General features: G+C 42.5%; 23 protein-coding genes, 2 pseudogenes and 1 other annotated feature. Of the genes and pseudogenes, 22 read left to right on the forward strand and 3 right to left on the reverse strand.

The features are described from left to right. Positions 1-40: 40 nt before the first annotated feature. From IGJ28_RS05750 to IGJ28_RS05770, 5 genes are all read left to right on the forward strand, one after another. Positions 41-1,369, forward strand: coding sequence for an aminopeptidase C (locus IGJ28_RS05750; protein WP_005471586.1), 1,329 nt, complete (start codon positions 41-43; stop codon positions 1,367-1,369). A gap of 338 nt (positions 1,370-1,707) precedes the next feature. Next, entirely contained in the window at positions 1,708-3,096 is a 1,389-nt protein-coding gene (locus IGJ28_RS05755) for an L-cystine transporter (RefSeq protein ID WP_195957451.1), read from the forward strand. 236 nt (positions 3,097-3,332) lie between these two features. Beyond that, on the forward strand, positions 3,333-4,109 hold the full coding sequence (locus tag IGJ28_RS05760; protein WP_005471589.1) for a tyrosine-protein phosphatase: 777 nt from the start codon (positions 3,333-3,335) through the stop codon (positions 4,107-4,109). 14 nt (positions 4,110-4,123) lie between these two features. Then, positions 4,124-4,954 (forward strand): fructosamine kinase family protein, encoded by an 831-nt coding sequence (locus IGJ28_RS05765; RefSeq protein ID WP_103300551.1) that lies wholly within the window; start codon positions 4,124-4,126, stop codon positions 4,952-4,954. Positions 4,955-4,969: 15 nt separating this feature from the next. Next, entirely contained in the window at positions 4,970-5,728 is a 759-nt protein-coding gene (locus IGJ28_RS05770) for an acyl-ACP thioesterase domain-containing protein (protein ID WP_003127324.1), read from the forward strand. A gap of 119 nt (positions 5,729-5,847) precedes the next feature. Here the strand turns inward: IGJ28_RS05770 and IGJ28_RS05775 are convergent, their stop codons facing one another. After that, positions 5,848-6,816: an asparaginase gene (locus IGJ28_RS05775; protein WP_438845285.1), complete on the reverse strand. Its 969-nt coding sequence runs from the start codon at positions 6,814-6,816 to the stop codon at positions 5,848-5,850. A gap of 85 nt (positions 6,817-6,901) precedes the next feature. Between IGJ28_RS05775 and IGJ28_RS05780 the strand changes: the two are divergent. From IGJ28_RS05780 to IGJ28_RS05790, 3 genes and pseudogenes are all read left to right on the forward strand, one after another. Continuing rightward, positions 6,902-7,732 (forward strand): annotated as a pseudogene (locus IGJ28_RS05780) (DUF72 domain-containing protein). Positions 7,733-7,740: 8 nt separating this feature from the next. Further along, entirely contained in the window at positions 7,741-8,580 is an 840-nt protein-coding gene (locus tag IGJ28_RS05785) for a Cof-type HAD-IIB family hydrolase (protein WP_138371545.1), read from the forward strand. Positions 8,581-8,647: 67 nt separating this feature from the next. After that, positions 8,648-9,160, forward strand: a complete 513-nt coding sequence (locus IGJ28_RS05790) for an HAD family hydrolase (RefSeq protein WP_252712078.1) — start codon at positions 8,648-8,650, stop codon at positions 9,158-9,160. Between the two features lie 120 nt (positions 9,161-9,280). Here the strand turns inward: IGJ28_RS05790 and IGJ28_RS05795 are convergent, their stop codons facing one another. Continuing rightward, on the reverse strand, positions 9,281-10,630 hold the full coding sequence (locus tag IGJ28_RS05795) for an aspartate kinase (RefSeq protein WP_103300554.1): 1,350 nt from the start codon (positions 10,628-10,630) through the stop codon (positions 9,281-9,283). A gap of 368 nt (positions 10,631-10,998) precedes the next feature. On the opposite strand from IGJ28_RS05795, the gene ezrA reads away from it, so the two are divergent. From ezrA to IGJ28_RS05845, 10 genes and pseudogenes are all read left to right on the forward strand, one after another. Continuing rightward, positions 10,999-12,720: a septation ring formation regulator EzrA gene (gene ezrA / locus IGJ28_RS05800; RefSeq protein ID WP_438845286.1), complete on the forward strand. Its 1,722-nt coding sequence runs from the start codon at positions 10,999-11,001 to the stop codon at positions 12,718-12,720. 150 nt (positions 12,721-12,870) lie between these two features. Continuing rightward, positions 12,871-14,016, forward strand: coding sequence for a cysteine desulfurase family protein (locus IGJ28_RS05805; protein WP_081132094.1), 1,146 nt, complete (start codon positions 12,871-12,873; stop codon positions 14,014-14,016). A 45-nt stretch (positions 14,017-14,061) separates the two neighbouring features. Then, positions 14,062-15,261, forward strand: coding sequence for a tRNA uracil 4-sulfurtransferase ThiI (gene thiI, locus IGJ28_RS05810; RefSeq protein WP_195957454.1), 1,200 nt, complete (start codon positions 14,062-14,064; stop codon positions 15,259-15,261). A gap of 257 nt (positions 15,262-15,518) precedes the next feature. Then, positions 15,519-16,166: a redox-sensing transcriptional repressor Rex gene (locus tag IGJ28_RS05815; protein ID WP_003127334.1), complete on the forward strand. Its 648-nt coding sequence runs from the start codon at positions 15,519-15,521 to the stop codon at positions 16,164-16,166. 72 nt (positions 16,167-16,238) lie between these two features. Continuing rightward, entirely contained in the window at positions 16,239-16,733 is a 495-nt protein-coding gene (tpx, locus tag IGJ28_RS05820) for a thiol peroxidase (protein ID WP_003127335.1), read from the forward strand. 41 nt (positions 16,734-16,774) lie between these two features. Next, positions 16,775-17,001 (forward strand) — a binding site (T-box leader). 84 nt (positions 17,002-17,085) lie between these two features. Beyond that, entirely contained in the window at positions 17,086-19,725 is a 2,640-nt protein-coding gene (locus tag IGJ28_RS05825) for a valine--tRNA ligase (protein WP_003127336.1), read from the forward strand. Positions 19,726-19,980: 255 nt separating this feature from the next. Continuing rightward, positions 19,981-21,294 (forward strand): bifunctional folylpolyglutamate synthase/dihydrofolate synthase, encoded by a 1,314-nt coding sequence (locus tag IGJ28_RS05830; protein WP_005471605.1) that lies wholly within the window; start codon positions 19,981-19,983, stop codon positions 21,292-21,294. Then, positions 21,287-21,961: an HAD family hydrolase gene (locus tag IGJ28_RS05835; RefSeq protein WP_171917586.1), complete on the forward strand. Its 675-nt coding sequence runs from the start codon at positions 21,287-21,289 to the stop codon at positions 21,959-21,961. The genes IGJ28_RS05830 and IGJ28_RS05835 overlap by 8 nt, the downstream gene beginning before the upstream one ends. Positions 21,962-22,026: 65 nt before the next feature. Further along, a pseudogene (gene radC, locus IGJ28_RS05840) lies at positions 22,027-22,707 on the forward strand (RadC family protein). A 149-nt stretch (positions 22,708-22,856) separates the two neighbouring features. Next, positions 22,857-23,057 carry a cold-shock protein gene (locus IGJ28_RS05845; protein ID WP_003127340.1) on the forward strand — a complete coding sequence of 67 codons (201 nt, stop codon included), beginning with the start codon at positions 22,857-22,859 and terminating at the stop codon, positions 23,055-23,057. 56 nt (positions 23,058-23,113) lie between these two features. Here IGJ28_RS05845 and IGJ28_RS05850 read toward each other — a convergent pair whose 3' ends face one another. Next, positions 23,114-23,452 (reverse strand): helix-turn-helix domain-containing protein, encoded by a 339-nt coding sequence (locus IGJ28_RS05850; protein WP_103300561.1) that lies wholly within the window; start codon positions 23,450-23,452, stop codon positions 23,114-23,116. A gap of 158 nt (positions 23,453-23,610) precedes the next feature. On the opposite strand from IGJ28_RS05850, the gene IGJ28_RS05855 reads away from it, so the two are divergent. Genes IGJ28_RS05855 through IGJ28_RS05870 form a run of 4 tightly spaced genes read left to right on the forward strand, consistent with a single transcriptional unit; the run spans position 23,611 to position 26,337 of the window. Continuing rightward, positions 23,611-23,835: a helix-turn-helix transcriptional regulator gene (locus tag IGJ28_RS05855; RefSeq protein ID WP_003127343.1), complete on the forward strand. Its 225-nt coding sequence runs from the start codon at positions 23,611-23,613 to the stop codon at positions 23,833-23,835. 19 nt (positions 23,836-23,854) lie between these two features. Then, a complete protein-coding gene (locus IGJ28_RS05860) occupies positions 23,855-24,817 on the forward strand; it encodes an ABC transporter permease (RefSeq protein WP_252712080.1) in 963 nt (320 codons plus the stop codon). Positions 24,818-24,828: 11 nt separating this feature from the next. Further along, positions 24,829-25,722: a carbohydrate ABC transporter permease gene (locus IGJ28_RS05865; RefSeq protein WP_003127345.1), complete on the forward strand. Its 894-nt coding sequence runs from the start codon at positions 24,829-24,831 to the stop codon at positions 25,720-25,722. Between the two features lie 12 nt (positions 25,723-25,734). Next, positions 25,735-26,337 carry a DUF624 domain-containing protein gene (locus tag IGJ28_RS05870; protein WP_252712081.1) on the forward strand — a complete coding sequence of 201 codons (603 nt, stop codon included), beginning with the start codon at positions 25,735-25,737 and terminating at the stop codon, positions 26,335-26,337. Positions 26,338-26,389 lie beyond the last annotated feature (52 nt).

Below are 26,389 nucleotides of genomic sequence, written 5' to 3' on the forward strand. Positions count from 1 at the left end.
AGAGTAAAATGAAGAGAATAAAGTGAAAGGATGGAGAAATATGTCAGAAATTTCCAAAAATACTACTGAAAAATTTGCTGAAGCGTATCAGCAAAATAACAAGCAAAATGCACTGCAAAGAGGCGTGGTCAAAAACGGGATCACTGCTTCAGCAGAAACGATTCAAGGTCATGTCAACAATGTACCAGTCTTTTCAGTTGATGTGACGACTGGCAAAGTGTCAAACCAAAAACAATCAGGTCGCTGCTGGATGTTTGCAGCATTGAACACATTCCGTCACAAAATGTTGAATGCCTTTAATTTGAAGGACTTTGAATTGTCACAGAACCATACTTTTTTCTGGGATAAATATGAAAAAGCCAACTATTTTTATGAAAATGTCTTGGCAACAGCACAAGAGCCTTTATCTAGCCGCAAGGTTGCTTTCTTGCTGCAAACACCCCAACAAGATGGCGGACAATGGGATATGATCGTGTCGATCTTTCAAAAATATGGTGTCGTGCCAAAAGCAGTGATGCCAGAAAGCAGTAATTCATCGAATTCCCGTGACTTGAACAACTACTTGAACAAAAAATTGCGCAAAGATGCTGGGACATTGCGCCAATTAGTGGCGGATGGACAATCCGAAGCAGCTATTCAAGAAGCAAAAGAAGGGATGCTACAAGAAATCTACAATTTCTTAGCGACTTCTTTGGGGACTCCACCAGAAACGTTTGACTTTGAATACCGTGATGAAGAGAAAAATTATCATATTGATCGCGGACTGACGCCGCAAACATTTTATGACAAATATGTAGGGGTAGATCTGGATGATTATGTAAGCATCATCAACGCCCCTACTGCTGACAAACCTTATAACAAGTCCTATACAGTGGAAATGTTGGGGAACGTTGTTGGAGGTAAAGAAGTGAAATATTTGAATGTGGATATGGAAACATTCAAAAAATTGGCGATTGCCCAATTAGAACAAGGAGAATCTGTCTGGTTTGGCTGTGATGTTGGGCAATCTTCTACCCGTGATTCTGGAATCATGGCATTGGATGCGTATGATATGAACGACTTATTCGATATCGATTTCACGATGACGAAAGCTCAACGTTTAGATTATGGTGAAAGTCTGATGACCCATGCGATGGTCTTGACTGGTGTGGACATCGTTGATGGCAAATCAACAAAATGGAAAGTCGAAAACAGCTGGGGAGAAAAAGTCGGTACCAATGGATTTTTTGTAATGAGTGATGAATGGATGGATGAGTACACCTATCAAATCGTTGTTCGCAAGGAATTTTTGACGGCCGAACAACTCGCTGCTTTTGAAGCAGAGCCGCAAGTCTTAGCTCCTTGGGACCCTATGGGAGCTTTAGCATAATGAAGAAATGAAAAGCTGTGGGCGTATGTTAAGAGACGATCGAACAAATTTTACGAGAACTGAGATAGAAACGGTTCATTTTCTATCAGGTAGACCAATTTGTTTGATGGACCGTTTATTAGCTGCGCTGTCACAGCTTTTTTTGTCCATTTTTATGATCTTTAGCAGAAAAATGTGAAACTTATTAATTGTAAGATCGCTATTCTTTCTATAAAATAGAACAGTCACTAATGATGCCACACGTCTCATTAGAGTGAACTGTTGAAGAATGGTCACTGGGAACCTTTACTTCCACTGACAGACTTTGTCATTTTACTTAATGTTAAAGGAGGAGACTAATGACAAATCTGTTTATAGTTATTGTTGTACTTATTTTTGCTGCCCTTATTTATGGGTTCTACCTGATGCAAAAGCGTCATCTGAAATTCTCTACACGAGTGTTTACAGCGTTGTTTGTCGGGATACTTTTTGGTGGTATCTTACAGGCGATCTTTGGAACTGGCTCGGAAGTGATCACCCAAGCACTAGAGTGGATCACAATGGTGGGGAACGGCTATGTAGCACTGCTGCAAATGTTGATCATGCCATTGGTTTTTGTTTCGATCGTCGGGGCATTTACCAAGATGAAAGAAAGCGAAAAAATCAAAAAAATCAGCTTTACTGTGTTGGCTACTTTGTTGGGCACGACAGCAATCGCTGCACTGATCGGAATCGTGATGGTTATGTTGTTTGGTTTAGACGGTGCGAGTTTTACTGAAGGCGCAGCGGAGACCGCACGGATCGCTGAGTTGGCAGAACGTTCTACCCAAGTCCAAGACTTGTCAATTCCTCAACAGATCGTATCCTTTATTCCGAATAATGTTTTTGCCGATCTAGCTGGGACACGTTCAACGAGTACGATTGGAGTGGTGATTTTTTCTGCTTTTGTAGGGATTGCCTACTTAGGGGTGAAGAAAAAAGCCCCGAAAGAGGCGCAAACGTTTGCTGATCTAATGGACAGCTTGTACAAGATCGTGATGCGAATCGTCACACTTGTGTTACGGTTGACTCCTTATGGTGTATTAGCGTTGATGACAAATGTTCTAGCATCAAGTGATTTCGAAGCGATCCTAAATCTTGGGAAATTTATTTTAGCTTCTTATGCAGCATTGATCATTGTCTTGCTCGTTCATTCCTTGTTGTTAGCGAGTGTAAAAGTCAATCCAATTACTTATTTCAAGAAAGCTTTTCCAGTGTTAAGTTTTGCCTTTACTTCACGCTCAAGTGCCGGTGCGTTGCCATTGAATATCGAAACGCAAACAAAAGCGCTAGGTGTCGACGAAGCAACCGCCAATTTTGCTGGCAGCTTTGGCTTGTCAATTGGACAAAATGGCTGTGCTGGTGTGTATCCGGCGATGTTAGCCACGATCGTAGCGCCTACGGTAGGAATCAATGTCTTTGATTGGCAGTTTATCCTGCTTTTGGTGGCGGTCGTAACCATCAGTTCTTTTGGTGTTGCTGGTGTCGGTGGTGGGGCAACCTTTGCTTCATTGATCGTTTTAGGATCAATGAACTTGCCGATCGCAATCGTTGGTCTAGTCATTTCTGTTGAACCACTGATCGATATGGCTCGAACACTGGTTAATGTCAGTGACAGCATGGTTGCCGGTGTGGTGACTAGCAGTCGTATCCATGAACTAGATCGTGCAACACTTGAAAGTCAAACAGCTGTGATTGATGCCGATTGATTCAAGTAGAAGCCGCTACTAAATCAAGTGATAACAAAAGAGTGTTTATTAAGAAAGACTGCGTGTGGTCTTTCTTTTTTTGTGACCAAAAATCAGAGTCACTATTGTTATTATGTGTCATTATGGCCTACTCTGACCGCTATCTTTAGTAGATGAGAGAATAATAAAGAAATATTCACCGCTTTTTTTATGGGTTTCTGCTATACTTTTTGTATACAGGCGCAGGAGGGATCAAGATGACACAACTGATTCAGTTAGAAAATGCAGCAAATGTCAGAGAATTAGGCGGTTATAAAACGACATCAGGGAAGACCATTAAGCGGAAAAAACTGATTCGTAGTGCCGCGATCAATGAGCTGTCTGAGACAGATCAAGCAACATTGAGCAACTATGGCATCAATCAAATCATTGATTTTCGTTCCTATGAAGAAGCCAAAGCACAGCCAGATCAGCCAATCCGTTATGCCCAGCAGTTCTTTTTGCCGATTTTTAGCGAAGATGAAACGATGGTTTCCTTATCACCAGAGACATTGAAGCAAAAGCTGGCAGATGGGGATGATGCAGAAGATCAGATGAAGAAGGTATATCGCCACTTTGTCGAAAGTCCGCATGCTCGAAAGCAATACCGTCATTTTTTTGACTTGGTATTAGAAAATGCGGAAGCAGGAGCAACCTTATTTCATTGTACAGCAGGGAAAGATCGAACAGGCTTCGGGGCATTTCTGCTCTTATCTTTATTAGAGGTGGATCAATCAACTATCAAACAAGACTATCTGGCAACGAATCGCTATCTGGGGCCTTTTTTAAAAGAAAAATTTGCTCCTATGGCGCAGCAAATGCCGCCTGAAGTTCTTGAAGCCATCACCACATTGATGAGTGCAAAAGAAAGTTTTCTTGATGAAAGTTTAGCAGCGATCAAAAAAGAATTTGGCACGGTGGATCAGTATTTAAAAGAAGGACTGGCAATCACAAAAGACGAAAAAGAGTATTTTCACGCCCACTTTACCGAGTAAAGGATGTGTCCAACATGAATCAGGAATTGCTTGCCCAGTTTGGGTTATCCGGAACATTAACGCCGATCAGCGGGGGTGACGTGAATCAGACGTTCCGGTTGCGGTCAGAAGAAAGACAGTATTTCTTGAAGTATCATCCAGGAGTATCCCAGCAGTTTTTTCAAGCAGAAGCAGCAGGACTGGCACAATTACGTCCCTATGTTCGCGTACCCGCCGTTTATCAATATGGAGATAACGAACATGGCGCCTACCTTTTGCTAGAATGGATCGATGTTGGTGAAGGTGATCAAGAGTCGATCGCCACTGCTTTAGCTGAGATCCATCGGCAAACAAGCCCAACGTTTGGATTTGAACAGGACAACTTTATTGGCTTATTGCCGCAGGTGAATCCCGCGGCAGAGGATTGGGTGAGTTTTTATACCACGTGCCGCTTAGACGTTCAGGTGGAATTGGCCAAGTTAGGAAATCATTGGAATCCTCGCCGAGAAGATAAGTACCTAAATCTGAAAGAAACGCTGTATCAAGAGTGGTCAGGTCGACAGGTTCAACCGTCTTTACTGCATGGTGACTTTTGGCGCGGCAATGTGCTGTTTGATCAGAAGGGTGATCCAGTTTTCATTGATCCGGCTGTATCCTTTGGTGATCGCGAACTTGATCTGGCGATGGCGCAATTATTCGGCGGATTTCGTCCGGAATTTTTCCAACGCTATCAGCAAGTCTTCCCGCTGGAAAAAGATTGGCAAGAGCGGGTTCCTGTGTATCAGTTGTACTATTTATTGGTTCATTTGAATCTATTCGGTGAAAGTTACGGCAATAATGTAGATGAGATTTTGAGTAGATATTAGGAGGCATTTGGCAAGATGGTAGCAAAGTATCAAAAAGAACATGAAGTCGCTTATTATGAGTGCGATATCAATCAGACAATGACGTTTCCAGCAATGTTGGGAGTGGCAATCAAAGTATCCGAAGAGCAAAGTGCAGTATTGGAGCGTGGGCCAGAATACATTCGCTCTTTTGGACTGACATGGATCATTACTACTTACCATATCACGGTCAATCGGTTGCCGATGGTCGGGGAACAGATCATGGTCTCAACACAAGCAAAAGAATACAATAAATATTTTTGCTACCGCTATTTCTGGCTGCACGACGCCCAAGGAAATGAATTAGTGAAGATCGAGTCGGTTTTTGCATTGATGGATTTGGCAACACGCAAAGTCAGCAGTGTTCCAGATGAGATCGTCGCTCCTTTTGAAAGTGAGAAAATCAAGCGCATCAAGCGCTATCCTAAAATCAATTCCCCAGAAAAAGGACATTTTTTACCTTATCGGGTTCGGTTTTATGATATCGACAGCAATCAGCACGTCAACAATGCAATGTATTTTAATTGGTTGCTGGATGTTTTAGGCTATGAATTTTTGACGACGCATCAGGTGAAGGAAATAACGATTCGTTTTGACCGAGAAGTTGAGTACGGGAACTTGGTAGAAAGTCATTTTGAAACGATTCGGGACGAGAACCATTTGGAAACATTACATGAGATCAGAATCGGAGAGACGACGTACTGCGAAGCCGCAATGAAGTGGCATGAACGAACAAAAAATAATGAAAACAACTAACCGCACTGACAATCGTCTGTTCTTAGCGATTGACCTTCTCTTAAAAAAGAAAAGGTCAGTTGCTAAGAACAAGCGAAGGTGCGGTTTTTTGTCAGTTTAGTTTCTAAAAAAGTCAACAATCAGTTTTCCATAAAGTCGTGTAATTCAACTAATGGCAGCCGACGATTTTTGGCGATCAGCAATTTGATTCGGGCTTTTTGACTGTTGATGCTATTGCAAAAGATGACTCCCATCTCCTGCAGTTCTTTTCCGCCTCCAGAATAACCATAGACAGGTTCGGCAATACCGTTGAAACAGCGGGAGACTAGTACGACTGGGATTTGTTTCGCCAGTAATTTTTTTAGCGGCGGTAATGTTTGGGGTGGTAGATTGCCAGCTCCGAGGGCTTCAATGACCAATCCATCGATATTGGATTCTGCTAAGGCCTCAAAAAGTTCTCCATGCATGCCGGCATAGGCTTTAACGATCGGAATCAAGCCATCGACCCGATCAACATCCAATTGGCGACTCTCTAATAGTTCCTGCATGAATAATATTCGATTTTTTGTGACCAGCCCAATGGGACCTAGTGTTGGCGTGCGAAAAGTTGCAACATTCGTTGTATGCGTCTTTGTGACATAACGAGCAGAGTGGATTTCGTCATTCATAACGACTAGAACACCCTTTTTTTGAGCATCATCACATTTTGCTACGCGAATGGCACTTTCAAAATTATATAAACCGTCACTACCGACTTCATTACTGGAGCGCATGGCACCTGTAATGACGATAGGCAGCCGATTGCCGATCGTTGTATCTAGAAAAAAGGCAGTTTCTTCTAATGTATCTGTTCCGTGAGTGACAACTACGCCATCGATTCCACTTAAATGAGCCAACTGGATGCGTTCTTTGATTTGCAGCATTTGCTCAGGTGCAATGTGAGGACTAGGTAGATTAAAGATATCTTCAACGATCAGTTCAACATCGTCATCGATATGGATAGGGGCGTCCATCAATGGGTTTGTGACGTCTGGACTGACACCACCGGTCAACACATCTTCTTTCATGGCAATGGTGCCACCTGTATGCAAAACGAGGATTTTTTTCATTTTTGTCACCTCAAAGATTATTTTACTCATAACTCCAAAACTATTGTATACTAATCAAATAAGAAAACAAGCAAGGTGAGGAAAAATGATTCGAATTGGTTGTACGACATTTAGTGAACATGGTTCTCTTGTTCAGAGAAAAACATCAAAACTTTTTTAATATGCCAGTGTCTTTCCTGTGGTTGAACTGGATACGTCTTATCATTATTTACCCAAAGAGAAGGATGTGCGGAATTGGTTGACGCAGGTACCGGATAATTTCCGTTTTATTCTTAAAGTGCATCAAAGCGTAACGACACAAGGTGATTTGCCGGAAGGTATGTCTATGGCAGAAGCACTAACAGCTTTCAAGCAGGCGATTCAACCTATGGTGGATGCTGGCCGGCTTTATTGTTTGCTGGCACAATTTCCCAACCGGTTTAAGTGTACGAAAGAAAGTGTGGCGTATTTAGATGAAGTACGTCAGTGGTTTGCAGCGTATCCGGTAGCAATCGAGCTGCGGGACAATAGTTGGTATCAGCCAGAGTTCCGCTCTTCGATGCAAGCCTATATGCGCAAGCAAAAGTTCTCGTTGGTTATTGTTGATGAGCCCAAGAAACTCTCCACTACGGTTCCTTTAGAACCGCTAGTGACTAACCCGGCATTTGCCGTATGTCGTTTTCATGGCAGAAATGATGTTGGTTGGACAGCTACCGGACCTGACGCCAAAAAGAATCGGACGCTCTATCGCTACAATGAGAAAGAATTAAGTGAACTACGTCAAGCAGTCGAAGAAACAGCGGCTCACGCACAAGAAGTTGCTGTTATTTTTAACAATAATGCTGGCGGTGATGCGGCGGACAATGCCCGCGCGTTGATCGAAGCCATGCAAATCGATTACCAACAACTGAATCCTAGCCAATTGGAGCTATTTTGAGGAGTTATATGATTAAAGCAATTTTTTTTGACATCGATGGTACATTGATCGCAGATAACGGGAAAGCGATGGCAAGTACCCGAGCAGCGATCAAAGAAGCCAGAAAACAAGGTGTTTTATGTGGCGTGGCGACAGGCCGCGGACCTGTAGAATTAGAGAAAGTCATCGATTATTTAGATTTGGATATGTTCATCACCTATAATGGGCAGTTTGTCTACACCAAACAAAATTTGATTTATGCCAAACCTTTCTCGAAGAACATCCTTGAAGAAATTGTTGCATATGCAGATGAAAATTATCGGCAGGTAATGTTTGGCGGAGAAACCAAAGTGGCTGGCAGTTTGACGATTCGCTTGAGTCAATCACCAGTGATGCAACGTTATTTACGATTCGTCCCAAAGAAGTTTCCCGTTGGGGTGCTAAAAAAATTGCTGCAGCGATTCAGTCCAAATCGAAATGCCAAACGGTATCAGTCTCTGGATATTTTGCGGGAACCAATTTATCAGTGCATTATGCTGAGTCCCGAATCAGAGAAAGAAAAGCTAAAGCAAAAACTGCCTTCCTGTGATTTCAAACGCTCCAATGCCTATTCAGTGGATATCGTCCCCAAGAAAGGCTCGAAAATGAAGGGAATCCATGAGTTTTTGGCTTATGAAGGGATCGCGATCGAGGAAGCCATGGCTTTTGGGGATCACGAAAATGATATCGAGATGTTGAAAGGTGTTGGTATTGGGGTGGCTATGGGGAATGCGCAGCAAGCGGCAAAGACAGCGGCCAAATATGTAACAGCATCTAATAATGAAGATGGTATCGCTCAGGCTCTGAGACACTATGGCATCATCGAATAACACATAACTAGAGGAATAAATGGAATACACGAATTGATTGAGTGAGATCAACGGAGGAGGAAAGAAGATGAGTCCTTTTGAAATGACAGAAGAATTTCATCAAACCTTTGACCCGACACGTCCGGAGCAACCACGGCCATTCACACCAGAAAAGGCCAGTTTCCGTGCAGGGTTCAAAGTAGAAGAATTAGTTGAGTTTTTGTATGCAGCGGCCAACAATGATCCCGAGCAGTTCGCACAGTCAGTGGCGGATCTGCATCAGGGAATCGAGCAAGCAAAAGAAAAGATCACTAGCAAACAAAAACCAGTGACGGATACGTTAGTCGAGCAAGTCGATGCCTTATGCGATCTTTTGTATTTCACCTATGGCTCTTTTTCACTATTGGGTGTCGATCCGGCACCAATTTTGAAAATCGTTCATGAAGCCAATATGGGCAAACTTTTTCCAGATGGCATGCCCCATTACCATCCTGTGACTCATAAAGTCATGAAACCTGCAGATTGGGAAGAACGTTTTGCTCCAGAGCCCCGCATCAAAGCTGAAATTGAACATCAGATCGCAGCAAAAATGAAGAGTTGACTTGAAACGAGTGAACAACCATAAAAATAAGATGACCTTTGCAAAATCATTCGCAAGGGTCATCTTTTTTTGTTCTAAGTGTATTTGAGGAGCGGCTTTGTTGGGAAAGGCCACTGACTATCAATCAAAAAAGGTATAATACAAAGTTCGAACAGCGGCTTTCTCTTGTTCTTTATGGATACCAAACATAATACTGACCTCGGAAGAACCTTGGTTGATCATTTCCAAGTTGATGTTCTTGCGGGCCAATGCAGCTGTGCTGTCTGCAGTGATCCCCACTCGTTGGCGCATCCCTTCTCCAACGACTACGACCATGGATAAGTCGTGGGTCATTCGTAATTCATCTGGATCGATCTCATAAGCAATCTTGCGCAGCAATTCTTCTTCCAACACCGGATTTAATTGATTGGCTCTCATAATGATCGAGATATCATCGATTCCGGACGGCATATGCTCATAGTTTAAATCAAATTCTTTGAAAATCTCAAGGACGCGTAAAGTAAAACCAACTTCTCGGTTCATCAAGTATTTACGGATGTAGATCATACAGAAGCCTTCATCACTAGCAACACCGACAACTGGTTGTGTCAAGTTGTTCCGTTGGTTGGTAATCATGGTTCCTGGATGTGTGGGATTATTCGTATTTTTGATAACGACGGGAATCTTTGCCCGATAAGAAGGCATCAACGCTTCATCGTGCAGCACCGTGAATCCGGCATACGAAAGTTCCCGCATTTCTCGATAAGTCAGTTCTTTGATAGGTTCTGGGTGATGGACATAACCTGGATGAGCCGAAAAAATACCATCGACGTCTGTAAAGTTCTCATAAAGCGCCGCGTTGACACCAGCAGCTACCAATGCACCAGAAATATCTGATCCGCCTCGAGAGAAAGTACAGATTTCTCCATCCTCCGTATACCCAAAAAATCCTGGGATCACTAAAATTTCTTCTGTTTCTGCCCAGGCATTGATTTTTGTGTAAGATGCTGGCAAGATCCGGGCGTTTTGGGGTTCATCAGTGACTAAGATCCCTAGCTCCTCTGGGTTTAAGTAACGTGCTGCTAGACCGGATGCTTGTAAAATTCCGGCAATCAAACGAGCGTTATTGTCTTCTCCACTAGCTAAGATCTTGTCATGAAAATGTGGGTCATCATTAGGCGACAATGTCAGAAACTGCTGTAAAGCACTTTGGATCTCTGCCAATAATTCAGGCGCCACTTGAAAAGGGGCAGCGATGGCAGCATAACGCGCATAAATTTCTGTTAATAAGGGACGGACATCTTTTGATGCAGCTAGTCCTTCACAAGTGGCTAATAAAAGATCAGTCACTTTGGTATCGTCTGCATGGCGTTTACCGGGGGCAGAAACAACAACAAAACGGCGTTGTGGATCTGCTTGGATAATATCAACTACTTTTTGCACTTGCTCGGCTGAAGCGAGCGAACTACCACCAAATTTTGCTACTTTCATCTTGCATTACTCCTGTTCAAGCTTTTTTCTAGAGTACAGTGTCAAAAGTGAGAAATCAAGGCATTTCTTAAAAAAGGCACCAAAAAACAGGAAAAAGCTTTTTTGATTTCGGCTTTTCCAAGGAAATTTGGAGAGAGCTTGTTAAAAAAAGAATGAAAAATTGGAGGAAGTCGCAAAAAAGTCAATCTTTTTTGCCGCAATTTAATGCTTGATTTTTTTCTTTATGCTATAATCTAGCGTAGATGCTTTTTTTGAAAAGGGACAAGTGGGTCCTTTTATTTGAGATACCTTACATACCCAAAAACGGATCTGTGAAAACGCGGATTTCATACGAAAAGTGTAGATTTGAAAATTGGAGGAACCATAAAATGGGAACTAATATCATCTTTGGAATCGTTATTGCCATTGTCGTCATCGCGGCGATCTTATATGCGATCGGTTACTTTATGCGAAAGAAAAATCAGGAGAAACTGGATGTCTTAGAGAAACGTAAAGAAAACCTGTTTGATCTGCCGGTCATTGAAGAAGTCGATGAAGTGAAAAAAATGCATTTGGTGGGTCAAAGCCAAAACACATTCCGAGAATGGAACCAGCAATGGACAGATATTTCCACCTCCTCATTTGCGGAACTGGAAAGCCAAATCTTTGAAGTCGAAGAGTTGAATGAACGGATTCGCTTTTTCAAAGCTAAAACAGCGATCGAACAAGCGGAAGCAACCATGGATGATATGGAACGTCAAGTCGAAGAGATTCGTGCCGGCTTGAAAGAACTTCGTGAAAGTGAAGAACGCAATTCCCTAGAAGTCCAAAAAGCATTGGATGTTTATGAAGATTTGAAGAAAAACTTGCGGGAGCATGGAGAGGAATTTGGTCCAGCTTATAACGAACTGCAAAAGCAAATCAAAAATATCGAGATTGAATTCACTCAATTTGTTAAGCTGAATACTTCCGGTGATCCGGTCGAAGCTCGGGAAGTTTTAGAACAAGCAGAGCAACACACCTATGAAGTCGAAGATTTGATGAAACGAATCCCAACTGCTTATGAAGAGCTGAATCGTACGTTCCCTGATCAATTAAAAGAAATCCAAGATGGATACAAAAAATTATTGGATCAAAAATACGTCTTTCCTGAAGCTAACTTCCAAGAAGATATCAACCGCGTGAAAAAACGGGTTGAAAATTCTATGAATGATTTAGCCAAAACAGAAGTTGCTTCTGTGGAGGTAGCTAATCGGGATACAGCTAGTGACATCGATGCGTTGTATACGGTAATGGAACGTGAAATCAATGCGAAGAAATATGTTCTTAAAAATCGTCAAGTGATTGTTGACTACATCGATCATGCGACGAAAAACAATCGTCAATTATTGATTGAGTTGGATCATACTGCTCAAAGCTATACATTGAATCATAATGAATTAGGTCGGGTTCGTGGCTTCCAAACAGAAGTCGATGAATTGGCTCGCCGCAACAATGAATACTTGCCGCAGTTGGAAAACCATGAGATCCCTTATTCAGAAGTACAAAGTTTTTATAAAGATGCTTACAAAATTTTAGATGATGTCGAAGCGCAACAAGTTGAAATCGATGAAGCGCTAAGTGATCTACGCCGTGGTGAAAAGGTCGCACAAGAGAAAGTAGAGAACTTCGAATTTCGTTTACGTAACCTCAAACGTTTTGTTGAGAAACAGCGTTTGCCAGGCTTACCAGGGGAATACTTAGAATTCTTCTTTGTCGCAACTGACCGAGTGGAAGAATTAGGCAAAGAATTGAATAAAATTCGGATCAACATGCAAGAAATCAATAAATTGGTTTCAGTTTGTGAAGAAGATTTAGACATGCTTGATGAACAAACGAAAGATTTAGTGGATGCAGCTGCATTGACAGAACAAATGATGCAATATGCAAACCGTTACCGTCATTCACATGCCGACATCAAAGCAGCGATTGATAAGAGTTTGTATCTGTTTACGAAAGAGTATCGTTATCAAGATGCATTAGATGAGATCGGGACAGCTTTGGAACGCGTCGAACCAGGTGCTTTCAAGCGGATCGAGAACTTCTATTTCAAGAATCGTGATTTAGTATAAAGCAAAAGCCAGCAGTGAAAAACTGTCTGGCTTTTTTAGTGAATTGGCGGATTCTCTACCGACAAATCGATCCAAGAAGAGGAACTTCTTGAAAGAGCAGGAAAGAGCAGTTATAATGGGAAAGAATTTTTCAAAGAAAGGGTCCTAGCATTGATTTATTTTGATAACAGCGCCACAACCGCAATTTATCCGCAAGCATTAGATACATATGTAAAAGTTAGTCAGCGTATTATCGGCAACCCTTCAAGTCTTCACGATCTTGGCAGTCAAGCCAGCCGTCTTTTGGAACAGTCTCGGGCGCAAATTGCTGAGCTGCTGCAAGTTTCTGCTTCAGAGATTTGGTTTACCAGTGGGGGGACGGAAGGAGACAATTGGGTCTTAAAAGGCACCGCGATCGCCAAAAAAGCTTATGGCAATCACTTGATTATTTCTGGCATCGAACATCCAGCGGTCAGTGAGACCGCAGAACAGTTGAAGGAACTAGGGTTTGACGTGAGTATCGCACCCGTTACTTCTACTGGATTTGTAGATGTCGCTGCTTTGCAGCAACTGATCCGAAAGGAAACGATTCTTGTTTCTGTGATGGCAGTCAACAACGAAATTGGTTCGATCCAGCCAATCAATCAAATCGCTGAAATTCTAGAAGCTCATCCTCGCATCCACTTCCATGTGGATGCTGTTCAAGCAATTGCGAAGGTTGATCAGCAGCAATGGTTGCCACAACGGGTAGACTTTGCCACATTTTCTGCCCACAAGTTTCATGGACCTAGGGGCGTCGGTTTTATTTATTGGAAAAAAGGCCGTAAGCTAGCACCATTAATGACCGGTGGCGGGCAAGAACAAAATCAGCGCAGCGGGACTGAGAATTTACCGGCAATTGTTGCAATGGCTAAAGCGTTGCGACTAGCACTTGAACAAAAAGCTGCCCGGCCTAACCATGTGGGCTTATTGAAAAGTTACCTTTCAGAAGCATTATCTGAGTATGAGAAAGTGACGGTGTTTTCTGGAGCCGAACATTTTGCGCCGCATATTCTTTGTTTCTCATTGGAAGGGATCAGAGGAGAAGTGCTTGTCCATGCCTTTGAAGAAAAACAGATTTATCTCTCAACGACCAGTGCCTGCTCTTCCCGCAAGAAAATGGCTAGCAGCACATTGCATGCGATGCATGTCCCTAGTCGCTTAGCTACTTCAGCAGTTCGGGTCAGCTTGGATGAAAGTAATACGATGGCCGAAGTAGAACAATTTTTGATTGTATTTAATCAGCTTTATCAAAAGTTCTCAAAATTAAGCCAATAAGAGCATGTTGCGAACATACCAACGACAAACAAAGGAGTTTTACTCGTGAATTATACAGAGATCATGGTTCGCTACGGCGAATTATCAACCAAAGGAAAAAACCGCCGCAGTTTCATTATGCAGTTGGCGGAGAATGTGAAGCGAACACTTGCCGACTTTCCTAAAGTCAAAGTTCATGCAGAACGTGATCGGATGCATTTACTTCTGAATGGGGAAGACAGTCAGGCAATTATATTGAAATTGCAAAAAGTGTTTGGGATTCAAAATTTTTCTCCCAGCATTCGGGTAGAAAAAGACGTCGAAGTGTTAAAAGAGGCCGTACAAACAGTGATGAGTGAAATCTATACAGGGACTGAGACCTTCAAAATCACTGCCAAACGCAGTGACCATCAATTCATCCAAGACAGTAATCAGTTGAATTTGACGTTAGGAAATGCTGTAATTGATCGCTTTCCAGAAATCAAAGTTCAAATGAAAAAGCCAGATATCAATCTACGGGTAGAGATCCGTATGGATGGAGCCTACCTTTCTTACGAGACGATCCAAGGAGCTGGTGGGTTACCGGTTGGAACGAGTGGGAAAGGGATGCTGATGCTTTCAGGCGGGATCGATTCCCCCGTTGCCGGTTATTTTGCGATGAAACGCGGGGTAGAGATCGAAGCGGTCCATTTTGCCAGCCCGCCTTATACTAGCGAACAGGCACTACAAAAAGCCAAAGATCTGACAAAGAAACTAACCCCTTATGTTGGCGGTATTCAGTTTATTGAAGTCCCATTCACTGAAGTTCAAGAAGAAATCAAGAAGCATGTGCCTCAAGGCTATTGGATGACGATCACTCGCCGGATGATGCTGCGACTCACAGATGCGATCCGTGAAGCTCGTCATGGATTGATTATTTTGAACGGAGAATCACTAGGCCAAGTGGCTTCACAAACATTGCAAAGTATGGTGGCGATCAATGAAGTAACGAATACGCCAATCATTCGTCCGGTGGCAACGATGGATAAATTAGAAATCATTGATGTAGCTCAAGAGATCGATACGTTTGAACTGGCGATCCAGCCATTTGAAGACTGCTGCACGATTTTTGCTCCGCCACAGCCTAAGACAAGACCGAAGTTGGAGAAAGTGCATTTATATGAAGAGCGCTTAGATATAACAGGCATGATGAAGCGGGCAATAGCTGGGTTGAAAATCGAAGAGATCCAAGCTTCCGAAAAAGCAGAATTCGCTGATTTTCTTTGATCTTCACATCAGAAAAAATTTTGATATCAGGGGATAAAAACCAGCTGTTGACTGTTGGCAATTAAAGAAAAAAGATGGTTACAAAGGGTGTGCCCAAGTAGCCGTCTTTTTTCGTTTATGCTGGACCTGTGAGAGATTTCTCACAGTCGTTTGACTGGAATCTAGGAAGCATTAAAAGTTTGTGAAAATTGCTTGCTATTCAATGACGAGCATGCTAAACTCGATATGTGAACTATTTAACAAGGAGGACGGAAACCATGGAAGCATTAAGAGAAAAAAAACTTCCTAAAGCAACAGCGAAACGTCTGCCTGCTTATTTAAGGCATTTAAAATTTTTGGATGCATCAGGTGTCCATCGAATCAAATCAAAAGAGTTTGCTGAGATCACACAAGTTCCTTCCGCAACGATTCGTCGGGACTTTTCCCACTTAGGGGAATTAGGACGAAGCGGGTATGGTTATGAAGTTCCTTACTTGATTGAAGTTTTTAGCCATATATTAGAAACGAACGAAGCAAAGAACATTGCATTAGTGGGCTTTGGCAATCTAGGTAAAGCTCTTGCAAACAACAACTTTCGCCGCAATGAGAATCTTTCGATCGTTGCTGTATTTGATAATGATCCGCAATTGATCGGTAAGACCATCGACGGTCACTATGTTTATGGAATGGATCAGCTAGCTGAGATCGTTCAGGAGAAAGGAATCACTGTAGCTATCTCGACAGTACCTAGTCAATATTCTCAGGCGGCAATCGATACGATCGTAGAATCTGGCATTACAGCGATTTTAAATTTTGCCCCTGATCGCGTCAATGTACCTAAAAATGTTCATATCCAATACATCGATCTGACGACAGAATTACAGACGTTGATCTTTTTTGACAATACCTATTCTCAGAAATCGTAGGTTTTGAGCAAAATCTTTTGGCTTTCGCGGGTTCTCTCCTATACTGGAGAAAACTGTAATAGGAGAGATGACATGCAAGTAACACGTAAAGGAACCATTTTTGAAGTACCAGGCATTCAGCCAAAAGTAGGGGATCAAGCCAAAGAATTTGAACTGAAAAGTTTAGATGACAAAGTTTATCGCTTGGCTGATTTCTTAGGTAAACCGACGATCTTAAGCATTGTTCCCGACATTGACACGCGGGTCTGTGCATTGCAGACGAAGCGCTTCAATGAAGAAGCAAGTAAGATTGATGAGGTTAATTTTGTGACAATCTCGAACAATACGAAAGAAGAACAAGCAAATTGGTGTGGACAAGAAGGGATCGATATGCTGATGCTGCATGATCCAGAAAATACGTTTGGAGAAACCTATCAAATTATGATCCCAGAGTTTGGACATTTTGCCCGCGCGATTTTTGTCTTAGATGAAAAAGGGGTGATCCGCTACGAAGAGATCGTGCCTGAAATCTCTCAAGAACCGGACTATCAATCGGCTTTGGCCGCTGCCAGATCAATCGCTGTTTGACTTTCAAAAAAGTTCATTGTAGAATGAACAAGATCAATTGAAAGAAGACGAGGATCAAGAGGAGTATCAGACGGACTGTTTTTACAGAGAGAAGACCAATTGGTGCAAGGTTTTCAGCAGGAATCTGAGAAGGTAGCTTGTGAGTCTTTGATTGGAACAGCAAGGAACACCTTGTTCAGTAGAATCAAACGCTTCGTGACCGTTAACTCACGCCCAAGAGGTAGAGAAATCTACAATTTAGGTGGTACCGCGTATTTGCGTCCTAAAATGCTTCGGCATTTTAGGACTTTTTTTATTCCCAAAAGCCGAGCGGTCTTGAAGGAACTGATCAAAAAAAGTAGGAGGTAAAACAATGTCCGATAACTTATCAACAAAGTACAACCCGCAAGAAGTCGAAGCGGGACGCTACCAGGAATGGTTAGCCAAAGATCTATTCAAACCAAGTGGTGATCAAAAAGCCAAGCCTTATTCAATCGTTATTCCTCCGCCAAATGTTACTGGTAAACTACATTTAGGCCATGCGTGGGATACAACCCTTCAAGATATCATCATTCGCCAAAAACGGATGCAAGGGTTTGATACATTGTGGTTACCAGGTATGGATCACGCTGGAATTGCGACACAAGCAAAAGTCGAAGAAAAACTAAGAGAACAAGGGATCTCCCGCTATGACCTTGGTCGGGAAAAATTTGTCGACCAAGTGTGGGAATGGAAAGAAGAATATGCAGGCCATATTCGTGAGCAATGGGCAAAACTAGGATTGTCTCTTGACTATAGTCGAGAACGATTCACATTAGACGAGGGTCTGTCAGATGCTGTCCGTAAAGTCTTCGTAACTCTTTACGAAAAAGACTTGATCTATCGCGGCGAATATATCATCAACTGGGATCCGCAAGCACGTACGGCCTTATCTGATATCGAAGTCATCCATAAAGAGATCGAAGGAGCTTTTTACCACATGACTTATGAACTGGCAGATGGTTCTGGTACCGTAGAGATTGCCACCACTCGTCCAGAAACGATGCTAGGAGACACTGCGATCGCTGTCCATCCAGAGGATGAACGCTACCAAGAATTGATCGGCAAAAAGGTTATTTTGCCATTAGTTAATAAAGAGATCCCAATCATTGCGGATACTTACGTGGATCAAGAATTTGGAACCGGCGTAGTAAAAATCACCCCTGCCCATGATCCGAATGACTTTGAAGTCGGTAACCGCCATAACTTGCCACGGGTCAATGTTATGAACGATGACGGAACCATGAATGATTTAGCCGGTAAATATGCTGGCATGGATCGTTTTGCAGCTCGTAAAGCGATCGTCAAAGATTTGGAAGATATCGGACGTTTGTTAAAGATTGAAAAAATGATTCACAGTGTTGGCCATTCAGAACGAACCGGTGTCGTTGTTGAACCTCGTTTATCTACGCAATGGTTTGTCAAAATGGGGCCATTGGCTAAAGAAGCGATCGACAACCAATCGACGGATCAGGCAGTCGAGTTTTTCCCACCGCGCTTCAATCAAACTTTCTTGCGCTGGATGGAAAATATTCACGACTGGGTTATTTCCCGACAATTGTGGTGGGGACATCAAATTCCTGCTTGGTACCACAATGAAACTGGTGAAATGTATGTGGGCTTAGAAGCACCGGCAGATGCCGAAAACTGGACACAGGATCCTGATGTACTGGATACTTGGTTCAGCTCCGCATTATGGCCATTTTCAACCATGGGCTGGCCAGATGAAAATAGTGCTGATTATCAGCGTTATTTCCCAACCAACACGCTAGTCACAGGCTACGACATCATTGCTTTCTGGGTAAGCCGCATGATTTTCCAAAGCTTGGAATTCACAGGCAAACGTCCTTTTGAAAATGTGCTGATCCATGGACTGATTCGTGATGAACAGGGACGTAAAATGAGTAAGTCATTAGGGAACGGGATCGATCCGATGGAAGTCATCGAAAAATATGGCGCCGATGCATTGCGCTGGTTCTTATCAAATGGCTCTGCACCAGGACAAGATGTTCGCTTCAGCTATGAAAAAATGGATGCTGCTTGGAACTTCATCAACAAGATTTGGAATGCGTCCCGTTTTGTCTTGATGAATGTTGAAGGAATGACGGTGACAGATATTGATTTTTCTGGCGAGAAATCCGTAGCGGACCGTTGGATCTTAACTCGTTTAAATGAAACGATCGAGAAAGTGACTGAGTTGTTTGATCGTTTTGAATTCGGTGAAGCAGGTCGCCAGTTATACAACTTTATTTGGGATGACTTTTGTGACTGGTATATCGAAATGAGCAAAGAAACCTTATATGGTGAAAATGAAGCAGCTAAACAAGTCAATAAGAGCATTTTGGTTCATGTGTTGGATCAAATATTACGCTTGCTGCACCCAATCATGCCGTTTGTCACAGAAGAAATTTGGAGTAAACTGCCTCATACAGGCGATTCGCTTGTAGTAGCTGCTTATCCAGAAGTTCAGCCAGAGTGGTCGGATGAGAAAGCAGCACAAGGAATGGAAGTGTTAAAAGAGTTGATTCGTTCTGTCCGCAACATTCGGGCGGAAGTCAACACGCCGCTTTCTAAGCCAATTACATTGCTGATCCAAACCAACGATGTTGAGATCGAGAGCTTCCTGATCACCAACAAAAACTATATCGAACGATTCTGCAATCCAGAAGAGCTAGTGATCTCCAATACACTGGAAGCACCGGAACTGGCGATGTCAGCTATCTTATCCGGAGCAACGATCTATTTGCCATTAGCCGGCTTGATCAATATCGAAGAAGAAATCAGCCGTTTAGAAAAAGAATTGGCGAAATTCAATCAAGAGGTCAAACGCGTGCAAGGGAAATTAGCAAACGAACGTTTCGTTGCCAATGCCCCTGAAGAAGTTGTGGCGCAAGAGCGAGCGAAAGAAGCCGATTATTTGGATAAACAAAAAGCAGTTCAAGAACGGATCGAGCAATTGCGTACGATTCAATAATCTATTTATTGAATCGAGGCAGCAAGCTAATCATCGATATTCCTATGGAACACTAGCTGTTGCAAACTACCGATCTAACTATTTACTCTCTAACTACCCGATCTCTAGCTACCCGATCTATAGAGGAAAGAATTCCTAACCGCTATAGATCGGGTAGTTTTCCTATCGATTTTTGTTGGGAACGCTCTGAGAGAAAGAGCAGTAGAATTAGGAAAAAAAGGGAAGATTTGCTAAAATGATTTTGAGGTGAAGAACATGACAAGTGAAGAAGCAATTGCATGGATCCACGGAAGAAAGACCTTCGGGATGCGTCCAGGATTGATGCGAGTAGAAGCATTGCTACAACGATTAGGCAATCCAGAAAAAAATCTGACATTGATCCATGTTGCCGGAACGAACGGCAAGGGTTCGACTGTCAGCTATTTACGAAGTCTTCTAGAAGAAAGTGGGCTGCAAGTTGGAACGTTCACATCGCCCCATATCGAGTCTTTCAATGAACGGATCGAGATTGATGGGCGTTTTATACCAGATGACTCGCTGATTGAATGGGTCGAAACACTTCAACCACTCGTCATGCAACTGGATCAGGAAGAAGAATTGACCGGAATCACCCAATTTGAGATTTTGACTGCACTGGCATTCGGCTACTTTGCCCAGCAACAAGTCGATGTGGCTATCATAGAAGTTGGCTTAGGCGGCCGTTTGGATAGTACAAATGTGATCACACCAATCTTGACGGCCATCACGACTATTGGAATGGACCATATGGATATGCTTGGTGACACGATTGAGGCCATTGCTGCCCATAAAGCCGGGATCATCAAACCCAAGGTGCCACTAGTGACTGGGAAGATCCCTGAAAGTGCGCTATCCGTAATCGACCTTGAAGCTGCAGAATCTGAGGCTCCTGTATCCCACTTGGGAGAAGACTATCGAGTCACGTATCATCGTCCGGATGAAATCTGGGGAGAGTGGTTTGATTTTGAGAATGACCGCGGAAAAATCAAAGGACTGAAAACGCCGATGATTGGTCGACACCAACCAGAAAACGCCGGTGTCGCTATTCAATTATATTATTTATTCTGTGAGTTAAAAAAACTGCCATTTTCGGAAAAAGTAGTCCGCAATGGCTTAAAGAAAGCTTATTGGCCCGCGCGAATGGAGAAAATCAGCAATGAACCGCTGATCATTATAGATGGTGCGCATAACACGCACGCCATGGAACGCTTGGTTGAAACAGTTAGAGAAGAATTCACCAACTATCGCATTCATATCTTGTTTTCGGCATTGGAGACAAAAAATGTCGATGAGATGCTGCAACAGCTGTTAACGATCCCGAAAGCTGAAATCTATTTGACCACATTTGATTTTCCAAAAGCGATCCATTTAAGTGATGATTACCAGCAATTGAATGAAGCGCGCATCTCGATCGTTTCACTATGGCAGTTTGGCTTAGCAGAATTATTAGAAAAAATGACCAATGAAGACTTGCTTCTGATCACTGGTTCGCTTTATTTTGTATCAGAAGTTCGGGAACTTTTGTTGGGAATGGGAGGAAGAAATGGCTGAATTAAATGGTGTGATTTTTGATATGGACGGACTGATTTTTGATACGGAGCTTCTTTACTATCAGGCAACACAGATCGTGGCCGATCAGATGGCGATCCCTTATACAAAAGATGTCTATCTAGCATACGTTGGTGTTTCAGATGAAGAAGTCTGGGCGGCTTATCATGAACGATATGATGCTGCCTTCGGTCCAGAGATTGTTGATCGTTTCATCCAAGCCGCTTTTGATCAAACTCTGCTGCTCTTTGAGCAAGGTCAAGCAGCACTAAAACCGGGCGTCCATGACTTGCTGCGCTATTTGGATGAAAAAGGGATTCCGCGGATCCTTGCTTCTAGCAACCAACGACGAGTCATCGATACATTGCTGGATTCCGCAGGTCTGACGCAAGAATTTCCAGAAATCGTTTGTTTCGATGATGTTGTGCGGGCGAAACCGGATCCTGAAATTTTCGAAAAAGCCCATAATCGCTTAGGGGTTCCGAAAAATCAATTAGTCATTCTTGAAGATTCCGCTAACGGTATTCATGCTGCGCATGCAGCTGGCATTCCGGTGATCATGGTACCTGATCTGGTTGCTCCGACGTCAGTGATCGAAGAAAAAGTGCTGCATATCTTGCCTTCACTGGTAGAAGTGCCGGATTATTTTGAGCAGGCCTATACTTGGTAGTGTCGCATCAACCATGAACTCTTTTGCGTAGTTTTATTTTAGACTAACGCAAAGGAGTTTTTTTTATGAAAGACAATGGAATTCCTCAAAGTTCCTATCCTCGGGAACGACTATTGCATTATGGCGCTGAAGCTTTATCCAATCAAGAATTGTTAGCGATTCTTTTACGAACGGGTTCTCATCCTTTCAATGTCATCGAACTAGCTGGTCAGATCCTCAACGAGTTTAAAGACTTGTATGAGCTAAAGCACGTGACAGTGGACGAACTGCAGGCCATTCGTGGGGTAGGCCAGATCAAAGCGATCGAACTCAAAGCTACCGTAGAACTTGGCGCCCGTATCCAACGAGCAGCACAGCCGAAATACGGCAGAGTTCATTCCAGTGTGGATATTGCCAATCAGATGATGGAGGAATTAAAAGATTATCAGCAAGAACATTTGCTGTGTCTCTACCTAAATACCAAAAATGAGATCATCTAAAAAAAGACGTTATTCATCGGCAGTCTCAATCAGTCGATTGCTCATCCAAGAGAAATTTATCACGGAGCAGTTCGTTGCTGTGCCGCCCGAGTGATCTGCGTGCACAATCATCCCAGCGGCAGTCCCCAACCTTCGCAGGCGGATATTACCTTTACCAAACGATTGATGAAGTGTGGGGAATTGATGGGTATCGACTTGCTGGACCACTTGATTATTGGTAATAATTCATATATCAGCTTGCGAGAAGAAGGACTCTGGGAAGGCTGATCGTCTACCTTGCAAAAAAATAGTAGCAAGTGTAAAATATTAGTGTAATTTTGTTTGCTGAATAGATGTTGAAACGCTTGTTACACCTCTATCGGACACGAGCAATGTTACACATAATTAAGTGCTTATGCACGAGGAGGTTTTTTATAATGGAACAAGGTACAGTTAAATGGTTCAATGCTGAAAAAGGATTTGGCTTCATTTCACGTGAAGACGGTACAGACGTATTTGTACATTTCTCAGCAATCCAAGGTGAAGGCTTCAAGACTTTAGAAGAAGGCCAAGCAGTGACTTTTGATGTTGAAGAATCAGATCGTGGACCTCAAGCAGTAAACGTAAACAAAGCGTAAGCTTATTTACAAGACTGCATTCATGGGATTAGTGAAGGCACAGTCAAAAAAGACCATCATTCAGATGGTCTTTTTTTTTGCTCGCGTTCTTTGACAAAATCAATGAACGTGAGGATTTCTTTGATTCCTTCTTCTGAGATTGATTCATCGACATGGGAACTGATCAAGTCACTTTCTACTTTAGGATAGAGGTGTCTCTTATCAGATCGGCCTAAGAGATAGTCGGTCGACACACCAAATAGATCGGCTAACACTTGCAGCATGCTAAAGTCGGGCTCTCTTTTTCCTGATTCATAGGCAGTATAAGCTGGACGTGTGATCCCGATTTTGTCTGCCACTTCTTGCTGAGTTAACTTCTTTTCCAGACGTAATTTTTTTATGATTTGCGGAAACATAATGACACCTGCCTCTCTCGTGATAGTAACACACCGTTACTTAGAAAAAAAGAGTCGGTTAGTGTCTATTTGTTACTAAATGTCGTTGACAAGTGTCATAAGGAAACATATAATGAGTGTGTGTCGGAACGTTACATTCCGAAGAAGGAGGGAACTGTATGCGGGAGTGGCTCATTAGGCAACGTGAAAAAAATGGACTCACTCAGGATCAAGTAGCTAAGGAATCCGAAATTGAGCGAACATATTACAATATGATTGAACGAGGAAAGCGACGACCAAGTGTTGAAGTAGCGAAGCGGATCGGTAAAGTGCTCCAATTTGATTGGACGTATTTTTTTAGCATCGAAGGTAACATAACGACACAAAAAGACAAACCTAGTTAAATGGAGGAGGGGACTCAAGATGCCTGTAAAAGGTACAGTTGCAAAAAGCGACTATTTGGGTAAAAACAAAAGAAATTTCCAGGATCTAAAAAAAGATTTAAAGAAACACAAGTGGCTCTACGTCATGCTGATCATTCCAGTTATTTTTGTCGTGATCTGGAATTATTGGCCAATGTATGGCGTGATCATCGCATTCAAAGATTATTCTCCCGCATTTGGGATCTTAGGTAGCCCTTGGGTGGGATTGAAGCACTTTGAGCGGTTTTTTGCTTCCTATTTTTTTCTCGAGATCATTGTTAATACCTTGCGCTTGAGTCTTTACAGTTTGTTGGTCAGTGTACCATTACCGATCATTTTGGCGCTATTATTCAATGAATTGAATCGGAAATGGTTCAAATCAACCGTTCAGACGATTTCATACATCCCAAATTTTATTTCGGTGGTTGTCGTGATCGGGATGGTTCAATTCTTTTTTTCAAGTCAAGATGGCATGATTAATATGTTGCTGAATACATTTGGTTTTCCATCGATCGATTTTCTCGGAAGTCCTAAATGGTTCCCGCATATCTATGTGTGGTCGGGTGTCTGGCAAGGTGTGGGGTGGGGAACGTTGATTTATACGGCAGCGATGTCCGGGATCTCTCCCGATCAATATGAAGCCGCTTACTTGGATGGTGCCTCTCGCTTGCAATGTATTCGTCATATCACGATTCCTTCCATCATGCCGACCATCGTGATCTCCACGATATTGGCGACAGGAAGCATTTTATCCGTGGGCTTTGAGAAGACTTTTCTCTTACAGAACGCTGCGAATCTCGCTTCCTCTGAGGTGCTTTCGACATATACCTACAAGATGGGGATCATTAATGGGGAATATAGTTTTTCTGCTGCAGTCGGTCTTTTTAATAATGTGATCAATTTTATTGTTTTATTTATCGTGAATAAACTAGCACAAAAGACAAGTGAATCGAGTCTTTGGTAGGAGGAAAACGAATGAAAGTATCAGCAACGAAAGGGGATAAACTGTTTAATACTATCAATATCTTACTGGTCAGTCTGATTGCCCTGATTATCTTATATCCGCTTATCTTTGTGGTCAATGCTTCCTTCAGTGATCCCACTAGGATCTATGAGGTCCCGTTGCTTTTGTATCCCCGTGGATTAAATGTTGAAGGGTACAAGGAAGTGCTCAAGAGCAGTGATATCTGGACGGGTTTTCGCAACGCAGTGATCTACACGGGTTTAGGGACAGTGATCAACTTAATCGTCACGACGATTGCTGCCTACCCATTGTCTCGTTCCGGCTTACGAGGCAAGCGTTTCTTTACTTTATTTTTTACGATTACGATGTTTTTTAGCGGAGGGTTGATCCCCACTTATTTAGTCAATCAGCAGTTAGGGATCGTTAACACACTTTGGGTCATGATCTTACCTGGAGCGTTGGGTGTTTATAATATGATTTTGATGCGTACGTATTTCAGTCAAAATATTCCTAATGATTTGATTGAAAGCGCTTATATCGATGGTGCCAACGATTTATGGTTATTATGGAAAGTCGTCTTGCCTCTGGCTACCCCGATTATCGCAGTGATGGCAATGTTCTATGGTGTCGGTCGCTGGAATGCCTACTTTGACGCGTTGATTTATTTACAGGATCGTGCCAAGTATCCTCTGCAGATTATTCTGCGAGAAATACTGGTTCAGGGACAGTTTGGCCAAGATATGAACCAAATCATTGCCGGTAGTGCGGAATCTGAATTGCTTATGCTGAAAATGACCCTCAAATACAGCGTAGTGATCGTTTCAAGTCTGCCTGTGCTCCTATTTTATCCTGTGGTAGCCAAATACTTTGAAAAAGGCATTCTAGTAGGATCCATCAAGGGATGAGGAGGTGTTTCGATGCTAAAAGCGATCGTTGCATTTTGTGAATTAGTGTACGATATGATGCTTTTGAATGTGTATTGGTGGCGCTATACACTTATGGGCGGTGTGTTATTTAGTCTGATACCGGCAACGATTACTGTCTACGATTGCATTCGAAAAAGGATTCTGCAGAAAAATGAAGCTCCTCTCAAAGAAATTTTTTCAGATCAATATCGGCACAACAAACAAAAAAATCGCTGGTTCCATGTTGCGGCTATTGTTCTGACTGGTTTCGTTATTGGGGTTCATCACACATTAGCGAGTGATTACCCCACCAATTTCTTGTTTGAGTTTACGATGCGGACGAATCTCCTGATTATTTTATTGCTGGCGATCACATTTTTCCCTGTGCATGCTTATTTTTCATTAGACAAAGTCCATCGTTGGTTACAGCCGTTACTGTTTGTGTTTATTTGTCCCGTTCAGCTGTTAATAAGTATGGGACTTCTTGGATTGGTTAGTTTTCTTTATCGTTACTATCCATTTTTAGGGATCTGTTTAGGGATCGGATTGCCTGCTTATGGGATTGGATATTTGTATTTCAACAAATTCAACAAAATGAAAGGAGTCTATTTTTGATGTCGCCCGTTGTTCGAATGTATAAAAAGGAGAGAACTGTATGAAAAAGTGC

The organism is Enterococcus sp. AZ091 (assembly GCF_051714805.1).
In the GTDB taxonomy this organism is placed as follows: domain Bacteria; phylum Bacillota; class Bacilli; order Lactobacillales; family Enterococcaceae; genus Enterococcus_D; species Enterococcus_D gallinarum.